Annotated in this window: 23 protein-coding genes; 19 read left to right on the top strand and 4 right to left on the bottom strand. The window is 29.8% G+C overall.

Annotated features, from left to right (window positions below; translation table 11 throughout):
• Window positions 1-8 precede the first annotated feature (8 nt).
• The 17 genes from G507_RS0107205 (at window position 9) to G507_RS0107300 (ending at window position 21,029) form a co-directional block, all read left to right on the top strand.
• Window positions 9-1,022 carry a type II glyceraldehyde-3-phosphate dehydrogenase gene (locus G507_RS0107205; RefSeq protein ID WP_026716874.1) on the top strand — a complete coding sequence of 338 codons (1,014 nt, stop codon included), beginning with the start codon at window positions 9-11 and terminating at the stop codon, window positions 1,020-1,022.
• A gap of 11 nt (window positions 1,023-1,033) precedes the next feature.
• A complete protein-coding gene (locus G507_RS0107210) occupies window positions 1,034-2,095 on the top strand; it encodes a class I fructose-bisphosphate aldolase (RefSeq protein ID WP_026716875.1) in 1,062 nt (353 codons plus the stop codon).
• A gap of 11 nt (window positions 2,096-2,106) precedes the next feature.
• On the top strand, window positions 2,107-2,418 hold the full coding sequence (locus G507_RS17885; RefSeq protein ID WP_245575603.1) for a universal stress protein: 312 nt from the start codon (window positions 2,107-2,109) through the stop codon (window positions 2,416-2,418).
• A 66-nt stretch (window positions 2,419-2,484) separates the two neighbouring features.
• Window positions 2,485-2,943, top strand: a complete 459-nt coding sequence (locus G507_RS17890) for a universal stress protein (protein ID WP_245575604.1) — start codon at window positions 2,485-2,487, stop codon at window positions 2,941-2,943.
• Window positions 2,940-3,782: an ATP cone domain-containing protein gene (locus tag G507_RS0107220; RefSeq protein ID WP_026716876.1), complete on the top strand. Its 843-nt coding sequence runs from the start codon at window positions 2,940-2,942 to the stop codon at window positions 3,780-3,782. Before G507_RS17890 ends, G507_RS0107220 begins: the two co-directional genes overlap by 4 nt.
• Window positions 3,783-3,794: 12 nt before the next feature.
• The gene (locus G507_RS0107225; protein WP_026716877.1) at window positions 3,795-5,168 is read left to right on the top strand and encodes an MBL fold metallo-hydrolase RNA specificity domain-containing protein; all 1,374 of its coding nucleotides are present in this window, start codon (window positions 3,795-3,797) and stop codon (window positions 5,166-5,168) included.
• A 22-nt stretch (window positions 5,169-5,190) separates the two neighbouring features.
• Window positions 5,191-5,742, top strand: a complete 552-nt coding sequence (locus G507_RS0107230; RefSeq protein ID WP_026716878.1) for an AAA family ATPase — start codon at window positions 5,191-5,193, stop codon at window positions 5,740-5,742.
• 109 nt (window positions 5,743-5,851) lie between these two features.
• Window positions 5,852-6,436 carry a hypothetical protein gene (locus G507_RS0107235; protein WP_026716879.1) on the top strand — a complete coding sequence of 195 codons (585 nt, stop codon included), beginning with the start codon at window positions 5,852-5,854 and terminating at the stop codon, window positions 6,434-6,436.
• A 7-nt stretch (window positions 6,437-6,443) separates the two neighbouring features.
• Window positions 6,444-6,752: a hypothetical protein gene (locus G507_RS0107240; RefSeq protein ID WP_026716880.1), complete on the top strand. Its 309-nt coding sequence runs from the start codon at window positions 6,444-6,446 to the stop codon at window positions 6,750-6,752.
• A 17-nt stretch (window positions 6,753-6,769) separates the two neighbouring features.
• Entirely contained in the window at window positions 6,770-8,866 is a 2,097-nt protein-coding gene (locus tag G507_RS0107245) for a copper-translocating P-type ATPase (RefSeq protein ID WP_026716881.1), read from the top strand.
• Window positions 8,867-9,084: 218 nt separating this feature from the next.
• Complete coding sequence (locus tag G507_RS0107250; protein WP_026716882.1) at window positions 9,085-9,918, top strand: RteC domain-containing protein; 834 nt, start codon at window positions 9,085-9,087, stop codon at window positions 9,916-9,918.
• Window positions 9,919-10,143: 225 nt separating this feature from the next.
• Complete coding sequence (locus G507_RS0107255) at window positions 10,144-10,431, top strand: helix-turn-helix domain-containing protein (protein ID WP_026716883.1); 288 nt, start codon at window positions 10,144-10,146, stop codon at window positions 10,429-10,431.
• A 68-nt stretch (window positions 10,432-10,499) separates the two neighbouring features.
• Window positions 10,500-11,435, top strand: coding sequence for a transcriptional regulator (locus G507_RS0107260; RefSeq protein ID WP_026716884.1), 936 nt, complete (start codon window positions 10,500-10,502; stop codon window positions 11,433-11,435).
• Window positions 11,436-11,662: 227 nt separating this feature from the next.
• On the top strand, window positions 11,663-12,289 hold the full coding sequence (locus G507_RS0107265) for a P-loop NTPase family protein (RefSeq protein ID WP_026716885.1): 627 nt from the start codon (window positions 11,663-11,665) through the stop codon (window positions 12,287-12,289).
• Window positions 12,290-12,376: 87 nt separating this feature from the next.
• Window positions 12,377-17,428, top strand: a complete 5,052-nt coding sequence (locus G507_RS0107270) for an NACHT domain-containing protein (RefSeq protein WP_026716886.1) — start codon at window positions 12,377-12,379, stop codon at window positions 17,426-17,428.
• Between the two features lie 212 nt (window positions 17,429-17,640).
• On the top strand, window positions 17,641-19,020 hold the full coding sequence (locus tag G507_RS0107275; protein WP_026716887.1) for an ATP-binding protein: 1,380 nt from the start codon (window positions 17,641-17,643) through the stop codon (window positions 19,018-19,020).
• Between the two features lie 1,586 nt (window positions 19,021-20,606).
• Window positions 20,607-21,029 carry a DUF6943 family protein gene (locus G507_RS0107300; RefSeq protein WP_026716889.1) on the top strand — a complete coding sequence of 141 codons (423 nt, stop codon included), beginning with the start codon at window positions 20,607-20,609 and terminating at the stop codon, window positions 21,027-21,029.
• Window positions 21,030-21,098: 69 nt separating this feature from the next.
• Here G507_RS0107300 and G507_RS17635 read toward each other — a convergent pair whose 3' ends face one another.
• From G507_RS17635 to G507_RS0107320, 4 genes are read right to left on the bottom strand one after another with little or no spacing between them, the layout of a single operon-like run.
• Window positions 21,099-21,275, bottom strand: coding sequence for a hypothetical protein (locus G507_RS17635; RefSeq protein ID WP_157496508.1), 177 nt, complete (start codon window positions 21,273-21,275; stop codon window positions 21,099-21,101).
• Window positions 21,262-21,477 (bottom strand): hypothetical protein, encoded by a 216-nt coding sequence (locus tag G507_RS0107310; protein ID WP_026716890.1) that lies wholly within the window; start codon window positions 21,475-21,477, stop codon window positions 21,262-21,264. The genes G507_RS17635 and G507_RS0107310 overlap by 14 nt, the downstream gene beginning before the upstream one ends.
• 10 nt (window positions 21,478-21,487) lie before the next feature.
• Window positions 21,488-21,883 (bottom strand): DUF5675 family protein, encoded by a 396-nt coding sequence (locus G507_RS0107315; protein ID WP_026716891.1) that lies wholly within the window; start codon window positions 21,881-21,883, stop codon window positions 21,488-21,490.
• Window positions 21,883-22,641: a hypothetical protein gene (locus G507_RS0107320; protein ID WP_026716892.1), complete on the bottom strand. Its 759-nt coding sequence runs from the start codon at window positions 22,639-22,641 to the stop codon at window positions 21,883-21,885. Before G507_RS0107320 ends, G507_RS0107315 begins: the two co-directional genes overlap by 1 nt.
• A 965-nt stretch (window positions 22,642-23,606) precedes the next feature.
• On the opposite strand from G507_RS0107320, the gene G507_RS0107325 reads away from it, so the two are divergent.
• Both G507_RS0107325 and G507_RS0107330 read left to right on the top strand, forming a co-directional pair.
• Window positions 23,607-24,848: a site-specific integrase gene (locus G507_RS0107325; protein ID WP_026716893.1), complete on the top strand. Its 1,242-nt coding sequence runs from the start codon at window positions 23,607-23,609 to the stop codon at window positions 24,846-24,848.
• A 267-nt stretch (window positions 24,849-25,115) separates the two neighbouring features.
• Window positions 25,116-26,594 (top strand): hypothetical protein, encoded by a 1,479-nt coding sequence (locus G507_RS0107330; RefSeq protein WP_026716894.1) that lies wholly within the window; start codon window positions 25,116-25,118, stop codon window positions 26,592-26,594.
• Window positions 26,595-26,617: the final 23 nt, after the last annotated feature.

A 26,617-nucleotide genomic window follows, 5' to 3' on the forward strand; every position in this document is an offset into this window, starting at 1 on the left:
AAAATTATATGAAAAATATTGCAGTTATAGGTTACGGAGTTATCGGAAAAAGAGTTGCTGACGCCATAAGCAAACAAGAAGACATGAAACTTTCCGGAGTATGTGACATCATTAGTGATTGGCGTATTCAAAATGCTGTACGAAAAGGATACAACATCTATTACGCAACACCCGAAGCCGAAAAGGAAATGACAACTGCAAATATTCCATTAAAAGGAAGCACGCAAGACCTTTTGAAAAATGTAGATTTAGTAGTGGATTGTACTCCAAAAAATATAGCGGCACAAAATATAAAAATCTACAAAGAAATAGGCATCAAATATATTGTTCAAGGTGGCGAAAAACATGAAACCACTGGTCATTCTTTTAGTGCCGAAAACAATTATAATTCAGCAATAAATTTGAATGCAACAAGGGTTGTTTCCTGTAATACTACTTCCATATTAAGAACATTAACAACCTTAAAAAAAGCAGACTTACTAGAGTATGCGAGAGGTACATTATTAAGAAGAGCTACAGACCCATGGGAAAGTCATTTAGGAGGTATAATGAATACAATGGTACCCGAAAGAGAAATACCAAGTCATCAAGGTCCTGATGCAAAAAGTGTAGACCCAGATTTAGATGTGATTACTTCTGCTGTAAAAGTTCCAGAAACTTTAAGCCATATGCACTATTGGAATGTAAAGTTAAAAAAACATACCACTAAAGAAGAAGTGCTAAAAGCTTTTAAAACATCCAGTCGTATTAAATTAATACGCTATGATCAAGGACTGGTTTCTAATAACACCATTAAGGAAATGTTTCTAGATATGGGAAGACCATGGGGCGACATGTATGAAGTGGCTCTTTGGGAAGATATGTTAAAAGTTGTAGGCGATGAATTGTTTTATGCCTATGTAGTCGATAACCAAGCGATTGTTATTCCCGAAACTATCGATGCCATTAGAGCACTTACCGGAATTGAAATGGATGCAAATAAATCTATTGCTAAAACAAATGAAAGTTTAGGAATTCATTAAATCCTTTTAAAATGAAAACAGAAAAAAACATATCGGAAATTTTAGGAGAAAAAGCAGCATACTATTTAGACTACGTTTGCGAGAAAATTACAAAAGACCAATTGCAAACACCAAGTAAAAATAGTCTTGACAACGTATTTGTAGATAGTAACAGAAATCCACAAGTACTTCGAAGTCTTACACAAATGTATAATCATGGAAATTTGGGTGGTACTGGATATTTAAGTATTTTACCTGTCGACCAAGGAATTGAACATAGTGCCGCATTTTCATTCTATAAAAATCCAGCGTATTTTGATCCCGAAAATATAATTAAACTCGCTATTGAAGGAGGTTGTAATGCGGTAGCTTCCACTTTTGGCGTTTTAGGATTGAATGCAAGAAAATATGCGCATAAAATACCATTTATTGTAAAAATTAATCATAACGAATTACTTACCTATCCTAATAAATATAATCAAACATTATTTGGCAAAGTGAAATCTGCTTGGAATATGGGCGCTGTTGCTGTAGGTGCAACCATTTATTTCGGATCTGAAGAAAGTGACAGACAAATCAAAGAAATTGCAGAAGCATTTGAAGAAGCCCACAATTTAGGAATGGCAACTATTTTATGGTGCTATACACGTAATGATGCATTTAAAACTAAAAAAGAAGATTTTCATGCTGCTGCCGATATTACAGGACAAGCTAATCATTTGGGTGTAACTATTCAAGCAGATATAATAAAACAGAAGTTGCCAACTAATAATTTCGGATTTAAAGAAATTGGTTTTGGAAAATATGATGATGAAATGTACGAAACGCTTACCTCAGAACACCCTATTGACTTGTGCCGTTTGCAAGTAGCCAATTGTTATATGGGAAAAATAGGATTGATAAATTCTGGAGGTGGTTCTAATGGCAAATCTGATTTGATAGAAGCAATAACAACAGCCGTAATTAATAAAAGAGCTGGCGGTTCTGGTTTAATTCTAGGTCGAAAAGCATTTCAAAAACCTTTTAAAGAAGGTGTCGATTTATTAAATACTATACAAAGTGTTTATCTGGACATGAAAATAACTATTGCTTAAATATAATCAACATGAAAAACATACTTATACCAACCAATTTCTCTGAAAACTGTGCAAAAGCAGCACAACTGGGTATTGAAATGGCTAAACTATATAATTCGGAAATTCACTTTTTACACTTATTAAAAACTCCTGTAGACTGGGTTAAATTGGATAAATTAAAAGAAGAAAGATTCCCAGAAACAGTAAAAGAAATTGGCAAAGCCAAATCTGCTTTAAGAGAATTAGAATTAAGGGCAGAACACGAAGGAGTAAAATGTCGCACTTTTCTTCAATATGATGCTGAACAAGCAGATATTTTAGATCATTCAGGCCATTTTTAACATGATTTTATCATTACTGGAAGCAGTGGTACAAAAGGAGTAATTAGAGAAATAACAGGTTGTAATGTGGAAGATATTGTTCGTAAAGCTAAAGTTCCAGTTATTGTTGTTAAAGATGAAAAAATAAAATTTCCATTTAAAAATATTGTCTTTGTTTCAAATTTTGAAGATGACGTATCTGATGCTTTTGAACAAGCACTATCAATTGCCACAAAATGCGAGGCAAAAATTCACTTATTACAAATAAATACAAAAACAGATTTTAATAGTATTGAGTGTAGTTTAAAAAACATTGAATTATTATTAAAAAAATTCCCAGATTTTGAAAATTACTCAAAAGCAGTCTATAACGAAGATTCTGTGGAAACTGGCATTAATACATTTATTAATGAGCAACCAGTAGATTTAATTGCAATGATTACACACGGCAAAACAGGGTTTTTAAGTCTATTCTCTAAAAGCATCGCTGAAGGTGTTACCAATCATTCTAAGCTACCCGTAATGACTATACATATTTCGAAATGAAAAAGATAATCAACATAGTAAAATACTCTGGAGTAATTGAGGAGTTCAATTTAGATAAGCTGAAAAATTCATTAAGACGAGCTAAAGCTGATGAGCCACTTATTCTTAAAATTGCCAATGAAGTTCAAAGCACTCTTAAAGATGGCATGACAACAAAGCAAATATATAAAATGGCTTTTAAAATGTTAAAAGGTAAGTCAACAGTAAGTGCTTCAAGGTATAAACTAAAAAAGGCTTTAATGGAATTGGGACCGTCTGGTTTTCCTTTTGAAAAAATAATAGGAAAACTACTATCGCACGAAGGATTTAAAACAGAAGTTGGTGTAATTGTACAAGGTAGTTGTGTGCAGCACGAGATAGATGTCATAGCACAAAAGGATAATGAACATTATATGATAGAATGCAAATACCATAGTGACCAAGGCAGATTTTGCAATGTAAAAATTCCTTTATACATCCAGTCAAGATTTTTAGATGTTGAAAAACTATGGAAAAAACAACCAGGACACAATACAAAACTTCATAAGGGATGGGTTTATACAAACACTAGATTCACAACTGATGCAATTCAATATGGTACTTGTATAGGTTTAGGTTTGGCAAGTTGGGATTACCCAAAAGGAAATGGACTTAAAGAACGAATTGACAAATCAGGACTACATCCATTAACTGCTTTAACTACTCTCACCAAAGCAGAAAAATTGAAATTGTTAGACGCAGGTTTAGTGCTTTGCAAGGAAATTTACGATACTCCAACTATTTTGAATCAAATTGGAATACCAAAAGCAAGGCAAAAAAAAATACTTGACGATTCTAAAGAATTATGTAGTAATCATTAAATAATATTGAAAATGAAAAATAATAAAATAAACATTCACTTTTTAGGAGCAGCAGGCACTGTAACTGGCTCTAAATATTTGGTGGATACAGGAGACAAAAAAATATTAATTGATTGTGGTCTTTTTCAAGGACTTAAAGAATTGCGTCTTAAAAATTGGGAATATCCACCAGTTGAAGTGTCAGATATTGATATAGTATTACTAACACATGGTCACATGGATCATACAGGATATTTACCACGATTAGTCAAACAAGGCTTCAACGGACCTATTTATGGAACTAATCCAACCTTGGATATTGCAAAAATTATACTTAATGATAGTGCAAAAATCCAAGAGCAGGAAGCTCAACGTGCCAATAAAGAAGGCTATTCAAAGCATAGCCCAGCAGAACCATTATACGATTTAAAAGATGTGGAAAAAACAATCCCGCATTTTAAGAGTGTTCCACAATCACAATGGATTCCATTGTTCGATGGTATTAAGGCTCGGTTTCAATATAATGGACATATTTTAGGGGCTACATTTATAGAATTGGATGTACACGGAAAACGTTTTGTCTTTTCTGGTGATATAGGAAGAACAAATGATTTACTATTGTATTCACCTTTGAAACCAAAAAAAGCGGATGTACTTTTTATAGAATCAACATATGGGGGTAGATTCCATCAAGAAGAATTAGAAGCCATTCCACAAATTGAAAAATTAGTAAATGAAACCATAAAAAGAGGTGGTAGTTTATTTGTTCCCAGTTTTTCGGTAGAACGTGCCCAATTGATGATGTTTATTTTTTGGAAATTGCTTAAAGAGAATAAGATTCCAAAAGTACAAATGATAATGGATAGTCCTATGGGGGCTAACGTATTGGAACTGTTTCATCGTACAAAAGATTGGCATAAATTAGAAGACAACGAATGCGATGAAATGTGTTCTCATTTTACAGTAGTAAGCAGTTATCGAGAAACTATGGAATTACGAACAGATAATAAACCAAAAATCGTAATTGCAGGTAGTGGAATGCTTACTGGTGGAAGAATGCTGAATTATTTGGAAACCCAAGCTCAAAACCCCAATAACACATTGCTTTTTGTAGGATATCAAGCCGAAGGTACTCGTGGAAGAAAATTATTAGAAGGAGAAAAAGAACTGAAAGTCTATGGAAAATGGGTCCCTTTACAAATGCAGGTAGCTGAAGTTGAAGGTCTTTCAGCACACGCAGACCATGCGGAACTTATGGATTGGATGGGTAAAATAAAAAACAAACCTGAACGAATTTTTATTGTTCATGGGGAAAAAGAAGGTGCAGAAGGTGTTCAAAAAGGAATAAAAGAAACCTATGGATGGGATGCTGAAATACCCCAACTCTATAGTATTGAAGAAGTTTAATGATAATATATATATATATAACATGATGGATAGTAAAACAAATAGTACAATTCAGAAAAATTGGTATGTTATTACTGGAGGTCCTAGCACTGGTAAAACAACAGTAATTGATTTACTTCAGAAACAAGGATATACTACTACAATTGAACATGCCAGACATTATATCGATACTATGCGAAATGAAGGACATTCAGTTGATGAAATTAGAAATAATAAAAGAAAATTTCAATTAGGAGTTTTAGATATGCAAATTGAACAAGAAGCTTCAATTAAAACCAAAAACATTGTTTTTTTGGATAGAGCTATTCCAGATGCTTTAGCCTATTATCAATTTTTGGAATTAGATTATGATGAAAAATTAATAAATGCAATAAAAGAAGTCTCTTATAAAAAAATTTTCATTTTAGATAGACTACCATTTACAAAAGACTATGCAAGAACAGAAAATGAAGAAGATCAAGAAAAGATTCACCAATTAATAATTGATGTTTATAGAGATTTAGGTTTTCCAATTGTTTTTGTGCCTGTTGTGTCTCCTTTAGAAAGAGTTAAATATATTTTAGATAATGTATAGAAAAATGTCAAATATAAAAAACAAATATAATTGTAATACCAAATCCATTCTACCCTATTTATGTCTTTTCATATTGTTTATTTGCACAAGTGCAAAATCTCAAAACAACATGTTTTTAGAACAAATAGAAGGTAGGACTATCATAAGAGAGAATTTTAATGACAAAGGAGTTCTTTTAAATAAGCAACTTTTTGAAGCTGGAAAAATCACTAAAAAAAAAGATTATTATGAAATAATAGTAACAACCACTTTATTTGATGTAAATAAAATTGTAAAAGAAAAATACATTACAACATATAAATGCGAACCGGAAAAGTTCAGTATTGTACTATTTGTTTTTCCTTTCGCAAATCCAAAATCAAAAGAAACCGAAATTAGTTCAAAATCAATAAATTTTAAAGAATTATACAATATCGAAAAATTAGAAAATGTGGATTTAGAAATAAGTTTCGATTCAGGTTTATTGAATTTTTTTGGATCAAAAAGTAAAATAAAAATTTACAACAGAAAAAAAGAAATCAATAATACAAGTTGGAGTATCACATCAAAAATAAGCATAAAAGCATATGCATTTGGTATAAAAGTCAAACAATTAAATTATTATTTAACTGAAAAGTTAGATACTAATGGTTTACTCACCTATCAAAAGTTTATTGAAAATGATGGAAGCTACTTTACAATGGAATATAAATAATTAAAAAATGAGAAATTACGACACACTTTCAGAGGCAATTAATGATTTAATAAGTCTTGGCTATACTAAAGATTTTAATTTGAATGAGGATTGTATAAAATGTGCTTCCCTTTCTATTGAAATTCATCCAGAAGATTTCGAGGTAGATCAATTCTACCGTTTTGAAGGAATGAGTAGTACTGACGATAATAGTATTCTATATGCAATTTCCTCTAAAAATGGAGTTAAAGGCTTGTTAGTAGACGCTTATGGAATGTATAGCGAAAGTTTAAATGAAAAAATGATACAAAAACTGAATCAAAAACATCAAAAGTAACTAAAGAATTTAATAACATGGAAAATCATAAAGAGCACGAGAACAAAAAAATAGACCATTCAAAGATGGACCATTCAAAAATGAACACGACCCAAGAAGAACATACTAATATGGACCACTCAAAAATGGACCATAGTAGTATTCCTATGGGAATGGCAGGTCATAACCATCATCAAATGATGATTAATGATTTTAAAAAACGTTTTTGGGTAATCCTTGTACTTACATTTCCAATATTGTTATTTTCTCCAATGATTCAGGAGTTTTTTAATTATGAATTACTTTTACCAGGTAATTCATATGTGCTTTTTGCACTTTCAACAATAGTATATTTTTATGGTGGTTGGCCATTTTTAAAAGGATTTTGGTCAGAAATAAAAAGTGGTTCTCCAGGAATGATGACGCTAATTACAATGGCAATTAGTGTTGCTTATTTCTATAGTTCGGCAACTGTATTTGGTTTAAAAGGAGTTGACTTTTTCTGGGAATTAGCTACGCTTATAGCCATTATGCTAATTGGACATTGGATAGAAATGAAAAGTGTATTAGGAGCCTCTAAAGCATTACAACTTTTAGTCAGTATGATGCCTGCTGAAGCCCACAAAGTTAATGGAGATAAAATTGAAGATATAGCTCTTGATAAGTTATTAAAAAACGATGTAATTTTAGTAAAACCAGGTGAAAAAGTGCCTGCCGATGGTATAATTATCGAAGGTACAAGTTATTTAAACGAATCTATGCTTACTGGTGAGTCAAAACCGATAAAAAAAGAGGAAAACGATAAAGTAATTGGTGGATCAGTAAACGGTAATGGTTCTTTAAAGATAAAAGTAGAACATACAGGAAAAGACAGTTATCTTAATAAGGTTATTACGATGGTTGAAGAGGCACAAAAAACCAAGTCAAAAATGCAAAACTTATCAGATAGGGCTGCAAAATGGCTAACCTATATAGCTTTAGCTATCGGATTTGGTACTTTAGCGACTTGGCTTCTTTTAGGATTTCCTTTTGTTTTTGCTTTAGAAAGAATGGTTACGGTTATGGTAATTGCTTGTCCTCATGCACTTGGTCTAGCCATACCTTTAGTTGTTGCTATTTCAACAGCAGTTTCTGCTCAAAATGGTCTTTTAATTCGAAATAGAACAGCTTTTGAAGAATCACGAAAAATATCAGTTTTACTATTTGATAAAACAGGAACATTAACTAAAGGAGATTTTGGGGTCACACGAATTGAATCAGTAGATGAAAATTATAATTCAGACGAAGTTTTACGACTTTCAAGTGCTTTAGAACAAAGTTCAGAACATCCAATAGCGGTTGGAATTATTAAAAAAGTAAAAGAGAATAACATCATAATTCCTAAACTCGAAAAATTTAATGCCATTACAGGCAAAGGTGTAGAAGCTATAGTTGAAGGTAAGGATGTAAAAGTTGTAAGTCCAGGATATTTGCGTGAAAATAATATTTCAATTCCAGAAGATGCTTACAGTGATGCAGCAGAAACAGTAGTTTTTATACTAATTGATAATAAGCTAATAGGTTTTATAGCATTGGCAGATGAGATCAGACCAGAATCCGCTGAAGCAATTAGAGTTTTTAAAAAGAACAATATTAAGGTACTAATGGCTACGGGAGACAATGAACAAACAGCAAAAGCAGTTAGCGATAAACTAGGTTTAGACGGCTATTATGCTGAAGTATTACCCCATCAAAAAGTTGAAATAATAAAAGAACTGCAAGCCAAAGGAGAGTTTGTTGCAATGACAGGAGATGGTGTTAATGATGCTCCAGCATTGGCTCAAGCAAATGTTGGAATTGCTGTAGGTTCAGGTACAGATGTTGCAGCAGAAACAGCAGATATTATTTTAGTGAATAGTAACCCTCAAGATATTGCTAATTTAATTCTATTTGGCAAAGCAACTTATAATAAGATGATACAAAACATTATTTGGGCAACAGGTTATAACGTTATTGCAATTCCATTAGCAGCTGGTGTGCTATATTCTTCTGGTTTTGTTTTAGGTCCAGCAATTGGAGCTGTTTTTATGAGTTTAAGTACAATTATCGTTGCAGTTAATGCACAACTTTTAAAAAGAAGTATAAGTAAAAAATAAGGAATCTTTTTTAAGTGATATAAAATTATAAAAAGGACATAAAACGAGGTGTCACAGCCCCATTTTATTTAAATTTCTTAATATGTGATTAAAATAATAATTTGTTAGTTAATTTAATAAATTCTTAAATAGAAAATAAAATTTCTGCCGTTTAACAATATTTTTAACAAATTTTAGTTTTATAGAAATCACTATAAAGTAACCTAAATCGTGTTAAAATGAATCAATTTTGTTTGCCTTTTTTCAATGAATTCGAAAAAGAATACCAAAATATTAAAAATACAAATTCAGACAATATTTTAATTGCATCCAAAGTAATTTCACTAATTGAAGAAAAAAGTAAAGAACTTTTTAAATGGTTAAAAAAACATAAATTCAATTCTGTTGAAGAGGAAATCTATTTCTTCAAAGACTTAAAACCAATATTCATTTCCAAACTAATTTATTACAAAACGATTCTGAATATTGAAAGCAATGTACCTACTTCAAAAAAAAATAAAATAAAATTCTATGAAGAAGAGCTAAACACTATTCAAGAATACACCAACAAAAACAAGAAATTCTACGAATATTATAGAGCTAGAGCTTCCTACAAAGACAGTGCTTATTTTTTAAGAAGTGTAGAAAAAAACATAATTAAAAGAGATTGCTCTTTAATTAATTATGATTTAAAATTATGCACTTCACATGATTATAGTATGGCTATTATGATAGCAAATGACTTACTAACAAATTACCTTGAAAATAAAATTGAAGAAATAGAAAATAACAATACTAACACTCAAATAATAAATCAACAACCTTTAAACTGGACAGGAAACAAAATAGATCTTGTCGAATTAATTTATGCACTTCATTTATCGAAGAAAATCAATAATGGAAATTCAGATATAAAAGAACTCGCAACTAATTTCGGAAAAATGTTTAATCAAGATTTAGAAGAGAATGTCTATAGATGGTATATTGATATTAAAAACCGAAAGACAGTTCGCTCAAAATTCATAAACCAACTTTCAGAAAGTTTAGAAAACCATTTATTAGAAGAAGAATAAATACACAACTTGTGTTAAGGTTGTGTGTTGCTTCAAAATAGCAATATATTTTCAAAAACGATTGTTTTAAAATTCAGACTCTAAAAAAGTAATACTTCAAAACACCTTAAAACAATACACTTCTTTATAATTTCATCAAAAATCGTACACAACTTGTGTATAGGTTGTGAATTAAAATGAATCAAAGTTCACAAATTTGTACCATAACAATCTAAAACATCAGTTATGGCAGTACAAGTTATCACAATGGAAGACTTAAACGAATTTAGAAGTCTATTACTAAATGATTTAAAAGAAATCATTCATTCCAAACCGCAACAAGCAAAACAGTGGCTCAAATCTAAAGAAGTCAGAAAGCTGTTAAACATTTCTCCAGGCACATTACAAAATTTAAGAATTAATGGAACACTAACTTATACCAAAGTTGGTGGTATCATGTATTACGATAATGCAGATATAGAAAAACTTCTAAACGGAAATAAAGTCCACGCAATACCTACTTTATTCAAGTAATGTCATTGCGAGGAACGAAGCAATCTCAAAAGTCTTAATACTTAATTCTCCAATCTTAATACTTCATTATGAACTACATAAAACACCTAACCGGTTTCTTCGAAAAAGTAGCAGTAGATAAAACCTTAAACCCAACACACGTTAGTTTATACATTGCTTTATTTCAGTTTTGGAATTGCAACCGTTTTAAAAATCCAATAAGCATAAGTCGTGATGAGGTAATGAGAATAAGTAAAATAAGTTCAAAAGCTACCTATCATAAATGCTTAAAGAATTTACATAGTTTAGGTTATATAAATTACGAACCATCCTACAATCCATTCAAAGGAAGCCATGTGTATTTATTCAACTTTTCAGAAGATTTAAAACCTTTTCCAAAAAGCGAAAGAAAACCAAAAAATGAACCAGTTTTTAAACATGTTACTGAACAAGTAATAGACAAGTCTTGCACTAGTAGTGAAACAAGTACTGAACAAGCACTAGTATCTTATATAAACAATACAAACATATCAAACATTACAAACGATTTAAAGATTGTAAACTTGGAAGAGCAAGCAAAAAATGTCATTACGAAGAATGAAGTAATCTCAGAAATCTATAGCTCCGATTTAAAAAAAGAAAAAAGTTCCGCTAAAAAAGAAATGTTTTCAACATTCGCTGACATCGATAAAAATCAAACTGAAATAGGTTGGCAAAAAGACAATGTCATTGCGAGGAACGAAGCAAACTCACCTAACCAAAAATCAACTCCAACCATAGAAGAAATCAAAACCTATTTCCAAGAACAAAACTTCCCAGAACAAGAAGCACAAAAATTTTTCAATTACTTCAAAAGTGTGGGTTGGTTAGTTGGTGGCAAAACACCAATGGTAGATTGGCAAGCTGCAGCACAAAATTGGATGTTAAACAGTACTAATTTCAAGCACAACACCGACACAACACCGACAAACCGAGCAAAACAACTCAACACCACAACAAATAAAGACTATTCAGAACCGTTATAATTCCCCTCCTTTGGAGGGGTGCCCAAAGGGCGGGGTGGCAAATATTCACGAATCTTATGAAAACTTTGTGTTTTTATTTTAAAAAATCCGTGCTAATCTGTTAAATCCGTTTAATCTGTGTTCCAAAAACTTCGCTTTAGCGAAAAAAACTATGATAACTATCCAAAGCAAAACTTCTTTTTCACAATCAAAATACTATGAAATCTATGTGGTTAAAAAAATAAAAGATGGAAACAGAAATAAAAACCCACTACAACTACCAAGAAATCACCCAATGGCTAGAAACCAAAGGAAAAGAACTCTATGGCAACCATTTCAAAATCCACGAAAACGATTATCCAATCGTCTACAAACTAATAGCTTATTTCCTTCGAGATGAACCAACCTGCTTTCAATACAACATTAACCTCAACAAAGGAATACTACTTTCTGGACCAATTGGCTGTGGCAAAACATCACTCATGAACCTAATGAAATCTTTAGCAAAAACAGAACACAAATTTTCCGTAAAACCATGCAGAGATATAAGTTTTGAATTCATTCAAGACGGTTACGAAGTCATACATCGATACAGCAAAGGAAAATTATACCAATCAGAACCAAGAAACTATTGCTTTGACGATTTAGGAACAGAAAACAACCTAAAGTATTTCGGAAACGAATGTAACGTAATGGCAGAAATTCTATTATCGCGTTATGATCTATTCATTTCTAAAAAATTACAAACGCATATAACAACTAATTTATCGGCTAGTGAGATTGAAAAATTTTACGGTAATCGTGTTAGAAGCAGATTAAGAGAAATGATTAATTTGATTGGTTTTGAAAGGAATATTACAGATAAAAGGTTTTAATAACTTGGTTAACAATTCAAAAGAGAATAAATCATATAATTAAGAATTATTTTATAATTTGGTGAATTATTAATTTTTTTATTAAATATGGCATCAGAAGCGAGTGTATTTCAAATGGGTGGTGGGGGTTTTGTTTATGAAAATTACATTCAAAGTGCTTTTCTAACTGCAATGATATTGAAAGGAAATGTTCCAACTTTTCAAAATGGAAGTATTGATGAAATAGCTTTTCAATGTAAAAGAAAAGGATATGAAACAGATGATTTATTTTTAAAAATAAAAAATGAACAAAATGAACATCGTGTTGTTATTCAAATAAAGTACAATATATCATTAACGGAAAAAAGTAAAATATTCAAAGATGTTATTAAATCATTTTGGATTGACTTTAATAAATCTGAAATTTTTAATATTGAAAAAGATAAGTTTTTTTTAATCAAATCAAGTTTAACAAATGATGATAAAAATCAAATTATAGTATTACTCGATTGGGCAAAAACTCACAAAGACGAAATTGATTTTTATTCAGAAATAGAAAGAATAGATATTAAAAAACAAAATATTTCTAAATTTTCTAGTCTCCTTAAAGAAGCAAATGATGGTGTAGACGTTTCAAAGAAACAAGTATGGGAATTTTTAAAATGTTTTAATTTGCTAGCATATGATTTCACTATACAATCTAGTACACATCAAGCTAATATATTAGACTTACTTAAACTCTCTAAAACAAGTAATAGTAACACTTCTCCAATAGAAATATGGAATACTATTTTAGCTAAATGTGCCGAATTAAACATAAATGGTGGTTCTGTTACTTATGAAGATTTAAAATCTTATGACCTCTATAAATATTTTGACTTATCATATACTCAAAGTGCATATAATTCATTACAGAAACTAGTTGACGATGGAAATTTGATTTTAAAACCATTCAAAAGCACGATTAGAAATTATCATATTAATAGAGATTCTACAAGGCTAAAAATAAAAAAATCGTTTAATGATTATTCGATTACGTTTATAACTGGTAATCCGGGAGTTGGTAAATCTGCAATTGTGAAAGAATTATTAGAAAATGAATTTATAGATTCAATTCCAATAATTTTTAAGGCTGACCAATTCAATAAATCCAATTTAGCACAAGTTTTTGGTGATGTCCAAATATCTCATAACATTCAAGAGTTGTTTAGCACAATGTCACTTTTACAAAATAAAGTAATTATAATAGACAGTGCTGAAAAACTATTAGAAGGAGATCCTGATAATGCCTTCAAACAATTATTAACCATAATAAATGAAACAACTGGTTTGAAATTATTAATAACTTCTCGTTCATACGCAGTAAATATAATTACACAAAAATATGGAGTTGATTCTGAAAAACTAAATTTAATTGAAATTCCAAATTTATCGGATTTAGAATTAGACAACATCGTAAAAGAATTTCCTCAATTAAACAATCTTTTTTTAAATAAAGAAATTAAAGAAATATTAAGAAGCCCAAAATATTTGGAATATGGACTTTTAACAATTAGTCAGGAAAATTTTAAAACAACTAAAATTAGTTTAAAAGAATTTAAAGAAAAACTTTGGAGTCAAATTATTGAAAATGCAACTGTTGTAAAAAATGGGCTTTCTCGAAAAAGAGAGAAAGCGTTTAATCATATTGCTATTTCTAGAGCATTATCAATGCAACTATTTTTTGAACCAAATGAAGATTTTAATGATTTTGAAACAATTGAAGTTTTACTTAATGATAATGTAATATCGAGAAATGGCATAAAATATGAATTTGCCCCATCTCACGATATTCTAGAAGATTGGGCATTGATAAGATATATTGAATCAATTCAAAAAAAATTACTGCAAGGTGAATCTTTATTTGAAAAATTAAGTAATCAACCAGCAATTAGAAGAGCTTTTAGATTATGGATTGAGGATTTAATTATTAATAATCCAGAAGAAGTAATTCAATTGATAAATGATACTCTTAATAATAAGAGTATTGAAACATACTGGACTGATGAAGTACTAACCGCAGTTTTTAGAGCTGAAAATTGTGAAATCTTTTTTAGTGAGTTTAAAGAAATTCTTTTACAAAATAATGCAGTTTTTCTAAATAGATGTATTTTAATAGCTAGAACAACTTGTAGAGAATATTCGTTTGATAATAATAATTCAAAAGACATTCTTTTTCCAATAGGCTCAATTTGGCAAGAACTTTTAAATTTTATTGCTGTACATTTAGAAGAGATTTCAATAATTAGAAATTCTGTAATACAGTTATTATTTGATTGGGAATATAAAATTTTATTTCAACAAGCAAAATGTTCATCAAAGGAAATTGCAGCAGGTATTTGTATAGTTTCAAGCTTCATTAAAGAGATTGAAAGTAATGACGAATATTGGTATAAATCATTTGGAAAAGAAAATTGGAAAGAATTAATCTATTTATTTTTTTATTTCTTACCTCATAATAAAACTGAAATTGAAAACTTATTAATTAGAAGTTATACTAGAAAAAAAGACGACGAATTCTGGGAATTAAATGACTTTTACAAAAAAGTTATTGCAATTACATTAGGTGCGATAAGAAACCAGAAAGTAATTGCCAATTTTCCAGATTTGGTAATTAAAATTGCTAATAAAAAATGGAAGAAATCGCTTGAAACAAAAAAAGAATCTAAAAATAAAAGTCAATTTAATTTTCCAATACAAAAAGAAAGAGATGATTGTTGGGGTCTTAAAAAAGATTATCTCTATTTTTTCCCACCAGGTATTTATAAAACTTTTACTTATACTTTGCTTGTCTTTGAACCTATTAAAGCAATAAATTTTATTATTGATTTCACAAATTATATAACAAAATCATACGCAGATTCCGAATTTAGTCAAAAAGATAATTTAGAGAAAATTGATATAACTCTAAATGATGGATTAAAGATTGAACAGTATGGTAATAGCTTTTTATGGTCTGCATATAGAGGTATTACAGTTACAAATCACTTGTTTGAAAGTGTATTAATGAGTCTAGAAAAATATCTTCTCGAGTTAGCAATTTCAGATATAGAAGATGATAAAAAACTATTTCAAAATATTATAGAATATTGTTTAAAGAATTCTAATTCAGTTTCGATTAGTAGTGTAATTGTTAGCGTATTTATTGCTCATCCAAAATCATTTGGAGAAACAATATTACCTATTTTAAAAACTAGAAGATTTTATGAATTTGACGTTGAAAGAAGTACACGCGAACATTCATCGTTAGAAATTGTTGATCAAAGAATTAGTTTTGCTCAAAAGGAGCGATATGATTCAAATCAACTTCCACACAGAAGAAAATATCCAAGAGGCTTAAGAGAGTTTATTTTTTATTATCAATTTTACGAAAGAGAGCTTAATAATGAACTTCATAAAATTTTCGATGGTTTCTATAAAAATGTTAATAATGATGTTTTTTGGGAAAAAGCCATTAGTGAAATGGACATCAGAAAATATAAGTCAACAATTTTGGATAACGAAAAAGGGATAATTCAATTAGAAGTCTCTTATTCTAAAGACGTTCAAGAGGTTGTTCAAGAATTTACAGAATTAAGAAAAGATGAGGATAGTTCTTTGATTTTTTCAGGTATACTTCATAATGCAATTGAAAAAGATGAACTAATTACATTTGAACAATGGGAAGCTATTTATAAACATTTCTCATCTATAGAAATCGAAAAATCAATGTTTGACAAACCAGTATCTTTGTCGGTTTTAGGACTTCAACATTTTTTAGCAGAATTAGATACCTCTCAAAAGAAATGGTGTTTAGAAACAATTTCAAATACTACAATTGAAATTATAAAAAATAAATTTTCTAGGGATTATGGCAATCTACCAAACTATAATATTCTAGAAGCTAGTTTAACTATAAAATCAATCCATCTTTTATTTGACAATATTTTAGAAAAAGAACCACTTTACGAAATTAAAGTTATTTTATCATACCTATTAATATGTCCATTAGCAGAATATGAAGAAAAAGAATTTTATGAATATTTTAGAACAACCTTTAATAATTTGTACTCTAATGAAATTTTACAACAATGGTATTTTCTAGTAGACTATTCAAAATTTATTACTCAAAGACCAAATGTATACAATAATGACCAAGCATTAGAAGAAGATTTCAAACAGAAGGAACATCAATTTATATTAAATTGGATAAATAATTCTGACAATTTAAATTTTGATGATTTAAGTTTTGATCTATACAAACCACATAATTTGGGACTTGCTCTACTTTTGATTCCTGTTAATACTAAAAATGAATTGCAGAAGGCTTTTATTTTAAAAATTACAGAACTTATTTTAGATGATTTCAAACATAAAAATGATAATGATTATACATTCAGTAGTTCAAGAAAAAAAAGAAAGTTAGATTCTACAATTAGTATAAAAATACAATTTTATATCAACGAGGTACTTTTGTACAATGATTTAGAATTTAGTAAAAAGCTTTTAGAAACTTTAATAAATCCATTTCTAGATGTTGATTTTGAAATTTCAAGGAATACAGTGGATGTTTACAAATTTGTATATGAAATTTTTGATTACACAATAACCAGATTAGATGATGTGGTTGTATTAGACAATGAATCTGACATTAATAAATATGCAATACAGTTTTGGGAACTTTGGAAGTGTCTTTTTGAAAGATTTAGTTTAACCGATAAAAATTATTTTCAAAAACAATTACTTCTTGATACTAAATGGTCATTAAAGTCAGATAATTGGAAAGGATTTATTAATAAGAAATCATTTTATGAAGAAATGATAAAAAGCTTTGGTAATACAAATTTTGAGGTGCTTTTAAATGTGTTTTCAACTTTTGGAGAGAAAGTGTTTTTACCAAACGGATTAACTTGGATTGCAAAGTTCTTAAAAGAGAATCCTGAAAACCTATTACTTCTTAATTCCAAATCATCAAAAAAATTTATACAAGTTTTGTTTAACAATCATATTGCGATTATAAAAAATCATCAAAATTTAGTTTCAGATTTTATATTCATTTTAAATAAAATGGTAGAAATTGGTTCTTCTGAAGCTTATCTAATTCGTGAAAGTGTAATTACTTATAAAAAGATAGATTTTTAAATTTAAAGTATCAAATCTAAATATGTAAAGAGTCCAAATTCCTCAAGTAAATAAAGTTAGAGCAATTGTTAAACAGAGAATTAATTCCAAATGTCTCAATTGTAATAATTAAAAATAATATACATTTTGAAATCAATAATCAATAGAAATCCTGATATTTATTTTATCGGTGTAAATTAAATTATATTACTTTTGAAAATCATTTAATAATTATGCTCAATCCAACCCAAATAAAATCAATAATAGCTTCTGGAGAAGGCTACAATGCCGAATTCAAAGTCAGTATTCCAAGTAATGTAAAAGGAATTACAGAAGAAGTATGTGCTTTTGCTAATGCTTCTGGTGGTGTGGTTCTAATAGGTGTTGATGATGCAAATAACATAAAAGGAGTAACGATAGATAATAGTAAACGTTCTGCTATACAAAATTCTATAAATGAAATATCTCCAACTTTAAAATGTGAGTTTTATAGTGTTGAGGTAGATGGTTTGAATATAGCAGTTATCGAAGTGCCATCAGGTCAAAATAAACCCTATGTTTTATCAGGGGCAATTTATGTACGTCAAGGTCCAAATTCTCAAAAACTTACTACTGTTGAAGAAATGAGAGACTTTTTTCAACAAGCAGACAAAATTTATTTTGATGATGCTATTTGTAAAGAGGCAGCTATAAACGAAGATATTGCAAAAGAAAATATCAAAACATTTAGGTTTGAAGCAGGATTAGTCAATGCAACATCAGATGAACAATTGTTTGCCAATCTTAAGCTAGTAACAAATGATAATCAATTAAAAAACGGAACTGTTTTATTTTTCGGAAGCACTCCAGAAAAGTTTTTTGATAAAGCAGTAATTCGTTGTGTAGCTTTTGATGGTATCGATAAACGTTACATTATAGATGATAAAATAATGACCGGTACACTGTACCAACAATATCAAAAAAGTATGATTTGGATAAAATCAAAGCTTAATGTAAGATATGATATTGAAGGAGAAGGTGGCAAATCAAGAAAAGAATTATGGGAAATACCAGAAATAGCTTTTAAAGAAATTATTATCAATTCATTAGCACATAGAGATTATTACGATAAAGGTGCTAGAATAACTATTGAAGTTTTTAATGATCGTGTCGAAATATCTAATCCTGGTGGTTTAGTAAGTGCTGTACCAAAAAGTGAATTTGGAAAAAGAAGTGCGAGTAGAAATCCTTTAATTTTTGGTTTATTTGAAAGAATGCGTTTAGTAGAGCAAATTGGTTCTGGTATTGCTCGTATTCGTGATGTAATGAAAGATGAAGGTTTAACACCACCAGAATTCAGTATTGACGGAATGTTTACAGTTACACTACAAAGGCCATTTGATTTTGCAATGTGGGTAGAAAACTGGGTAGAAAAACTAACTGAAAATAGAGTTAAAATTCTTAAAGAAGTAAATAATAATCATAAAGTAACTAAAAAAGAATTAGAACAATTTGTGGGCTTAAGTGCCTCAGCCATTGACAATAATATAGATGTTCTAAAAGATTTAGGATTACTAACTAGAGAAGGAAGTGATAAAGGTGGTTATTGGAAAATCAATCCAATTTTGCCATAAGTGGGTACAAAAGGTGGGTAGAAAAATAGTAAAAATTCATTATCTCATTCAGCTGCACAAAAATTGCTCCTAGCTTGTGCTGATGAATATCAGTATCCAAATATTCCTAGCATCAACTCTTTGTTTGCTTCATTTCGCTAATTTCATTTTAAATAGAAAGAATATTTTTTCATTTGGTTGTAGAAAAGACGCTTAACACTCCAATTGCCACTCCTTCCCAACGCTCCTAAAAAAAGTACTGTCATGGTTTTTGTCCCATCGCACATCAAGCACTTTGCCTGTTGGCTAGAAATCTTTATTTAATAATGAAAATCCAATAAGCCATCAGTCAAAGAGCTTGCCCAACGCTCAAAACAAAAACACGTACGCTTCGCAACTCATGCCAGTAGTTTTTTCTCCCAAGCTTAGTTACATAATGTGGCATTATAGAGCATAAAGAAACCCTATCTTTCTATTGAAAATCCTTATGCTCTATAATAACATTATGTAAAAAAGCCGCTCCACCCAACGCTCGTGTGGTTTGCTCCAGGGCAACTTTTTGAGCAGCTCCCATCGCATCACCAAGCTACTCAAAAAACCACCCTTCGCAAACCACTTTCAATAATCCGTAGGATAACTTACATTAAGTGAAATAGTTATCATTCGCAGGAATTTTACAATTGTTTTATCAGCTTTGCGTAGACATCGGTAGTATTTACATTGTTTTTGTAGGTTCAAAAAATGGCTCAAAATCATAGTAAAATAGAAGAGAGGTAAAGCCATTTTTAGAACCCACAAAATCAAATTACCCAGTATGCGTATTATTTTTCATTTGCCACAACTACAAGGTCCATTACTTTCACAATAGCTGATGCCTTCCAATTCCAAAACCACAAATTACTGAACACTAAAAACTGAACACTGAACACTAATAGTGGCATCAGCTATTAATAAAAGCAATCAAAATAACTTCACTAAGCAAATCAAAAAATAGCACCCATACTTGCGCTACTGCACCATCGCACTAGGCAGGTTAATGCATTGTTTTTTGTCAATGCTTCCCATTTTCACAACAACTTTCGTTTTCACTAATCACTTCTCACAATTCATTCACAAAAAAGCATTCACAAAAATCAAATCCAAAAACAAAGAGTGTAAAATTTCAAAACAGGATAAAACCATCCCTATTGATTTAAAAATTGTTTTTTATCCTGTTTCAAAATCCCACACCCTTTCAAGAACCATACAATTCCAAAACACATTCATCGGTTCATCAAACCAAAAAATCCATTTCCAAAACAAACCCTAGATTGAAGAGGAAATTTCAAAAAAAATAAAGAAAAAAAAAGAAAACAAATTTTTGTTCCAGGTTTACAAAAAAGCAAGTTCAAGCCCTACGGGTTTTGGAAAAAATCTCCACCCATTCGGGTAGTATTTTTTCAAAAAAACTTGCTTTTTTGAAACCCTCCACATAACGAGACGGCTTTCTTTTTTTTCCTTTTTTCTTTTGAAAAGTTTTAAAAAGCCAACCGTGAGATGAAAAACCGCCTTTCAAAAGAAAAACCTGCGAAAAATTGAAAATATCCCTAATTTTTAATTTCAAAACCATGCAAAATTTCATCATCAAAACCCACCAAAAAGACACGATTTACTCGAAACCTCACTTATTCATCTTAAACAAAGGATTAAACAGTGGTAAGCCTCAAAAAGAGCCATTTACAAACAGTTTTGTATTGCTTTTTCAAACCGAAGAAGATTGCGAAAACCTTTATTTTGTTGCGTTCAGTTTATGGAAAACAAAATTCTGGCATCAATTTCTAATTGGTTCTGTAATTCCATTTTTACGTTTGTCAGATTTCAAGAAAGAATTCTTCATAAAATCAAAATCCATGATGCAAGAACATGAAGCTCATGTAAAACATATTGCAGCTCTAAAAGTATTAGAACAACAAGAAAAACACTTTCACGACAACATCAACCTCATAAACGATATGAGAAGAGTAATTTTATATCGTTATTGTAACAAATAAAAAAAAGCCAGGTCTTACGACTTGGCTTCATTTTGTTTAACCCAAAGGTCACCACAACTAGAGTTAAACTTATTTTTTGCGCTTCTTTTGTAGGCTTTTAAGCAGTAACGAAATCATAAAACTAACAATTGCTCCAACAGTTGCTAAAACAATAGTTCTTGCAATATCTTCTGAATTAATATTTGGTACTATACTTAAAAATGTGCCACCAGCAGTTCCCATTAAAGTATGGTTATTCGCTGTCATCAGTTGTAGTAAGCTGACTTGTTGCAGTCAAAACTCCTCCAGCAAGTGCCAAATAACCACCAATAGTTGTAACAAGTACTGGCAAGGCAATTGGAGCTGCTAAAATTGTTCCACCAACAGCAGCCAAAGCTAAACCAACATTTCGAAGCACTTTAAAAAACTTTGGAGTAGGAGCTGAAGCTCTATTTAATATCTTTTTCATTTTAAATAATTTAAGATGTAATTAATAATTCTACACTTTCTTTTTTGTCTAAAATTGGATAAACCAATGTTTTAAGCTTTTCAAAAGCTTTTCTTGACATTAGTCCTAATCCTGGACCAGAAAGTTTAGTAACCGGAGCAATACAACCATTTAACTCTTTCAAAGCATTATTAGCAGGATGAAATAAAATCAGACTTCGATTTTGAACATCAACCACTTCTAAATGCCATTTGAATTTTGGACTATACCGCTTTCTAATAAAATATTTCCCTTCCGGAATACAAGAAACTCTCTTTTCATTATTCTTCCAAGGCAATTCAATTGTATAACAGATGAATTTACCATCACATTCGAGTTTTCCATTTGTTCCTTCAGGGAAATAAGTTCTAGTTAAATTAATAACCATTACACACCACCATCAACTTTCGCAAGAGACAACGGATTAAAAGCACCATTTTTCAATGGGTACATTTGTCCATTAATTTCTTGATAAAATTCAACTCCAACAGCTAAAAACAATGGTTTTGTACTTGCAGGAGTAACCGCATTTACTTGGTTAATAGCTGCAGTTGCTGTATTATCCCAAGGTAAAATAGCAGTTTCAGAACTAGAAACTACAAAAGTTTCAGTTTCAAAATCCACTTCTGCACCACCAGAAATAATTTTAAAGTGTGTTGTTCCACTTGGAGCAGCAATCATATTGGCAGGAATAAATGATACTAAATCCACTTTAATTTCACCAGCAACACGGTCAATAGTAGCAACAAACGGAGCAAACAAAGAAGTTCCAAGTTTCCCACGAATATTGAATTCAAAACCGAACAAAAGTTCAGCTTCACCATCAATAACGTTTCTTAAACCTCTATCACTTACCAAATCCGCTTGAATAACCTTAACCATTCTTTGCGTCAAACGACTAACCATTCTGCCATCTGCAGAATTCAACAACAATGGTCTAAAAGCAGTTCTTAAAAGCTTTCCAGCTTTTCCAGCTCTACCAAACTCAGCTCCATTCTCTCGCGTTCTTTGAAACGCAGGATCGCTTGCAATTCTACTAGCTTCAATACCACCTTTCTCACGAGCCAAGTGGCCATCTTGCGTTTTATAAAAAGTAATATCTCCGATAGTACCTTTTAATTTAATTATGCCTTTCTGTCTAGCCATAACTTCAAATTTTTAATTAAACATTCAGTTAAATCTCTTTCATTCTATCAATAAGTTGCAACCACATTTTGAATGATTTAAACAAAGTTTACAAAGCATTAATCAAAAAAAGAAATAACGAGTGTACGATATGTCCAAAAAAGGCTAAAGTGTCCAACAAAAGACAAAAAAGAGGATTCTAATTAATTAAAAAATATTACTAAATTGCAGAACAAATAAAACGACTTTGAAGTAAGTCAACGCTATACCAAAGGCATAGATAAAGTATGAAATTGCAATTTAAAAGAATTTGCATCTATCCAAAAGACATACAACGTATCACAGGCAAGAGTTATAGACAAAGTGCTAGAATGTTAAAGACGATAAAATTAAGCTATGAAAAGCAAGATAATGAGCTATTAACAATCGATGAGTTTTGTCAATACACTGGATTGAAAAGTGAACAAGTAGAACCTTTAATTTTTGGGTAAGATTTATACCTTAATAAGAAAATAAATTTTACTTATTCATACTTTCAACCAGTTTAAAAACTAGTTCATTTTTTGGTCTTGATGCTTAAATATTCAAACAATTATGCTTATCTTTGAGTACTTTGAATTTAAGATAATTGTATCCCTATAACGAGGAGTCAGTCGAGGAGTCACTTAAATAAAATACTTTGCGAAGTATTGATTTTATTGACATTTTTTGTTATCAACAAGAACCTCTTTCTCCGCGGAGTTAATCTCAAAACAAATCAAAACGCTGTAAAACATATGTTCTACAGCGTTTTTGCTTTGGTAGCTATAGCAATAAAGTTCATAAAATAGTATTTCATCAGTGACCTATTTAGTGACCTAATTTTTTTTTCAAAAATGGGTCACTAAAACTTACTGAAACACTTGTTTAACAAGCAGTTCATCTTTTGAACATCTTGTTTCAAGTACTTTTTAAATATAATTTTATCAACAAAAAAAGTTACCACCATGAACAAAACATTCAACCTGCTTTTCTTTATCAAGAAAAACAAAATCAAATCAGACGGAACTGCTCCAATTTATTTAAGAATAACAATCGACGGAGTACCCAAAGAAATTTCAAGCAAAAGAAGCATCCATCCAATTAAATGGGATAACAAACTTCAAAAAGTAAGCGGAACCTCTTTTGAAGTCAAATCTTTAAATGCGTATTTAAAAACTTTAGAGCAACAAGTTTATGAAGCTCATCATGAAATTTTAAAAGACAAAGAGTCAGCAACAGCATCTACAATTAAAGCTAAACTACAAGGAACAGATAAACCAATTAGATATCTTGTGCCTATCTTCCAAGATCATAACAATAAGATTAAGCAACTCGTAGGTAAAGAATATGCACCTGGAACATTAGAACGATATACCACTTCATTGAAGCATACAAAAGAGTTTATGAAATGGAAATACAACATAAACGATATTGATATTACTAAAATTGACCATGCATTTGTGACAGATTATGAATTCTGGCTAAGAAGTGTTAGAAATTGTAATAATAATACAGCGGTCAAATACATTAAAAACTTTAGTAAAATAATTAAAATATGCATTGCTAATGATTGGCTTGATAAAAACCCATTTGCAAACTATAAAGCTAAGGTTAAGGAGGTGGAACGTGTATATTTAACTGAAGCGGAAATCCAAAGTATAATTGAAAAGGATTTTAAAAATGAGAGATTGTCTTTAGTTAGAGATATATTCCTTTTTAGCTGCTTTACTGGATTGGCTTATGTAGATGTCAAAAACCTAACAACATCACATATAAGTTTTGGTATTGATGGTGAGAAGTGGATTTTTACACATAGACAGAAAACCGAAAGTGCTTCTAAAATTCCGATTCTTCCAGTAACGCAAATGATAATTGATAAATATGCAGATAATCCAAAATGTATAAATGAAGATAAAGTATTTCCAATTTTATCTAATCAAAAAATGAATGCATACTTAAAGGAAATTGCTGGTATTTGTAAAATTAATAAAGAATTGACCTTTCACATTGCCAGACATACTTTTGCAACTACTGTAACACTTACAAACGGTGTTCCAATTGAGAGTGTTAGTAAAATGCTTGGACATAAAAACCTGAGAACTACACAGCACTATGCTAAAGTGCTCGATAGAAAAGTAAGTGATGATATGAAGATTTTAAAAAATAAATTTAATATGAATGGTAAGGCAGCAGCTCAAGTAAGTTAGTATATTATAATTTTAATAAGTGGGGTAAATTTTAAATAAAGTTTACCCCTTTTTTTGTACTTAATCAATTAGGTTCTATTTAGTTGTCAATTACTATTTTCTTAAATCTTTAAATAGTTTTTACATAAATTCATTTTGTAGTAAAATATTCATAAAAATTTATATTTTTAGCACCGTTTATGTAGCTTAAATAATACATGTGATTCAATAATTATATTTTCATAATTATAATAATTTAAAAAATTAATTGTCAGTGTTTTAAATAGTATGAAGCAAAAATATTTTCTAAAAAAAATTGAAGATTTAATCGTAGAAATTAATACTCAGTTTGATAAAAATGAAATAAAAGTTGATAAATTTTTCAATAATCATATCCATAAAAGTAGATGGGTGTATGAATATGAATATGTTTCCAACAAAAAAAACATTACAATTTCCAAAACATTTCATGCATTACATCCCTTTATCAATAAACTTAAATTGGTAGAATATGTAAATGAAAAAGATGCAATAAACATTAGAAATCACTTTCTAAAGACCACAAATAATACTATTGCTAACTATCAATTAGTAAAGCATAAAACTTCAGATAAGTTTTACCTATTCTTTGAAGATACAAAGCAATTAAATAAAGAGGAAGCTTTTGTTATATATTATTGCAGCTGTATAAAGAAAGAATGTAATAATATTAAATATTATATAAAGCAAACGGCTTTCAGTGCAAATTCTAAGGAACAAATGGAATATTTTGTTCAAAAAATTCAATATGCATTAGAGAATTTGACTTCTAGATTATTATATATTATCAATCCAACAACTAATACAGAGATTTATGAAGTTCCGGCAGAATATGATAGTAGAGAATGTTTAAAGCTTGCCTATGTTCAATTAGAGAAGCTATTGCATTTTATTGAGTTAGAATATCAGTACTATCTTAATATTAATATTAGAGTGCCTCTAAGAACTATATTATTAAATGAAAATAAAATAGCTCCAAAACTTAATAACGTTAAATCAATTTTACTAAATCTAAATATTGATCAAGAATTATTACAAAGCGCTTATCAGTCCATACTACGATTTTCTACTTTAGGCATTCAAGATAAAATGACCTATCAAGAATTTAATTATTGTTGCGAGTATATAAACGAATTGGACCGCTTATGCAGTTTAAATGCTATAGAGGTTGTAGAAAGCCAGTTATACCTTTGGTTACTAAAACTAAATTACAACGAAATAAACTATTTTCATTGGCTAACAAAGAAAATAAAGTCCGATTTAAAAGCTGAAGAACTTGAAGTTAAAAAAATAAGTAAACTATATAAGTACCTAAAACTTATCAATCAGAAGCAGATTTTAATTACCAATACATACAACAATAAAACTCCTGATATTAAATATCAAATTACTAGTTGGATAGAAGAAGAAATAGAATACCGTGCTAAAAAAAATAGTATTAAAACGCAAAACAATAATATGGTTCCGGTAAGTTCTAATAAGGAAAAAATACATATTGGTTTATCAGTAGCGCAGTTTTCATGGTTTCTTAATTTATTGATTCAAACCAATATAATAAAAAGCAAAAATCAAAAAAATGTCATTAGATTTTTTGCGGATAATTTTCAAACGGATAATCAAAAAGAAATTTCCGCTACTAGCTTGTATGCTAAATATTATAATGTAGAAACTAGTACAAAAGAAGCTATAAAGTTTAAAATTATTGAATTACTAAATCGTACTAAATAATCGGCCTTTCTTTTAATTCTAGA

It is taken from the genome of Flavobacterium gelidilacus DSM 15343 (assembly GCF_000422685.1).
Taxonomy (GTDB): Bacteria; Bacteroidota; Bacteroidia; order Flavobacteriales; family Flavobacteriaceae; genus Flavobacterium; species Flavobacterium gelidilacus.

What these genes read in the sequence shown, in the direction of transcription:
- G507_RS0107230 (WP_026716878.1), top strand. Translation starts at nt 5,191, where the DNA reads ATGATGGATAGTAAAACAAATAGTACAATTCAGAAAAATTGGTATGTT.
- G507_RS17635 (WP_157496508.1), bottom strand. Translation starts at nt 21,275, where the DNA reads ATGACAGCGAATAACCATACTTTAATGGGAACTGCTGGTGGCACATTT.
- G507_RS0107205 (WP_026716874.1), top strand. Translation starts at nt 9, where the DNA reads ATGAAAAATATTGCAGTTATAGGTTACGGAGTTATCGGAAAAAGAGTT.
- G507_RS0107210 (WP_026716875.1), top strand. Translation starts at nt 1,034, where the DNA reads ATGAAAACAGAAAAAAACATATCGGAAATTTTAGGAGAAAAAGCAGCA.
- G507_RS0107235 (WP_026716879.1), top strand. Translation starts at nt 5,852, where the DNA reads ATGTTTTTAGAACAAATAGAAGGTAGGACTATCATAAGAGAGAATTTT.
- G507_RS0107225 (WP_026716877.1), top strand. Translation starts at nt 3,795, where the DNA reads ATGAAAAATAATAAAATAAACATTCACTTTTTAGGAGCAGCAGGCACT.
- G507_RS0107265 (WP_026716885.1), top strand. Translation starts at nt 11,663, where the DNA reads ATGGAAACAGAAATAAAAACCCACTACAACTACCAAGAAATCACCCAA.
- G507_RS0107325 (WP_026716893.1), top strand. Translation starts at nt 23,607, where the DNA reads ATGAACAAAACATTCAACCTGCTTTTCTTTATCAAGAAAAACAAAATC.
- G507_RS0107320 (WP_026716892.1), bottom strand. Translation starts at nt 22,641, where the DNA reads ATGGCTAGACAGAAAGGCATAATTAAATTAAAAGGTACTATCGGAGAT.
- G507_RS0107330 (WP_026716894.1), top strand. Translation starts at nt 25,116, where the DNA reads ATGAAGCAAAAATATTTTCTAAAAAAAATTGAAGATTTAATCGTAGAA.
- G507_RS0107250 (WP_026716882.1), top strand. Translation starts at nt 9,085, where the DNA reads ATGAATCAATTTTGTTTGCCTTTTTTCAATGAATTCGAAAAAGAATAC.
- G507_RS0107220 (WP_026716876.1), top strand. Translation starts at nt 2,940, where the DNA reads ATGAAAAAGATAATCAACATAGTAAAATACTCTGGAGTAATTGAGGAG.
- G507_RS0107245 (WP_026716881.1), top strand. Translation starts at nt 6,770, where the DNA reads ATGGAAAATCATAAAGAGCACGAGAACAAAAAAATAGACCATTCAAAG.
- G507_RS0107260 (WP_026716884.1), top strand. Translation starts at nt 10,500, where the DNA reads ATGAACTACATAAAACACCTAACCGGTTTCTTCGAAAAAGTAGCAGTA.
- G507_RS0107300 (WP_026716889.1), top strand. Translation starts at nt 20,607, where the DNA reads ATGCAAAATTTCATCATCAAAACCCACCAAAAAGACACGATTTACTCG.
- G507_RS0107240 (WP_026716880.1), top strand. Translation starts at nt 6,444, where the DNA reads ATGAGAAATTACGACACACTTTCAGAGGCAATTAATGATTTAATAAGT.
- G507_RS0107310 (WP_026716890.1), bottom strand. Translation starts at nt 21,477, where the DNA reads ATGAAAAAGATATTAAATAGAGCTTCAGCTCCTACTCCAAAGTTTTTT.
- G507_RS0107270 (WP_026716886.1), top strand. Translation starts at nt 12,377, where the DNA reads ATGGCATCAGAAGCGAGTGTATTTCAAATGGGTGGTGGGGGTTTTGTT.
- G507_RS0107315 (WP_026716891.1), bottom strand. Translation starts at nt 21,883, where the DNA reads ATGGTTATTAATTTAACTAGAACTTATTTCCCTGAAGGAACAAATGGA.
- G507_RS17885 (WP_245575603.1), top strand. Translation starts at nt 2,107, where the DNA reads ATGAAAAACATACTTATACCAACCAATTTCTCTGAAAACTGTGCAAAA.
- G507_RS0107255 (WP_026716883.1), top strand. Translation starts at nt 10,144, where the DNA reads ATGGCAGTACAAGTTATCACAATGGAAGACTTAAACGAATTTAGAAGT.
- G507_RS0107275 (WP_026716887.1), top strand. Translation starts at nt 17,641, where the DNA reads ATGCTCAATCCAACCCAAATAAAATCAATAATAGCTTCTGGAGAAGGC.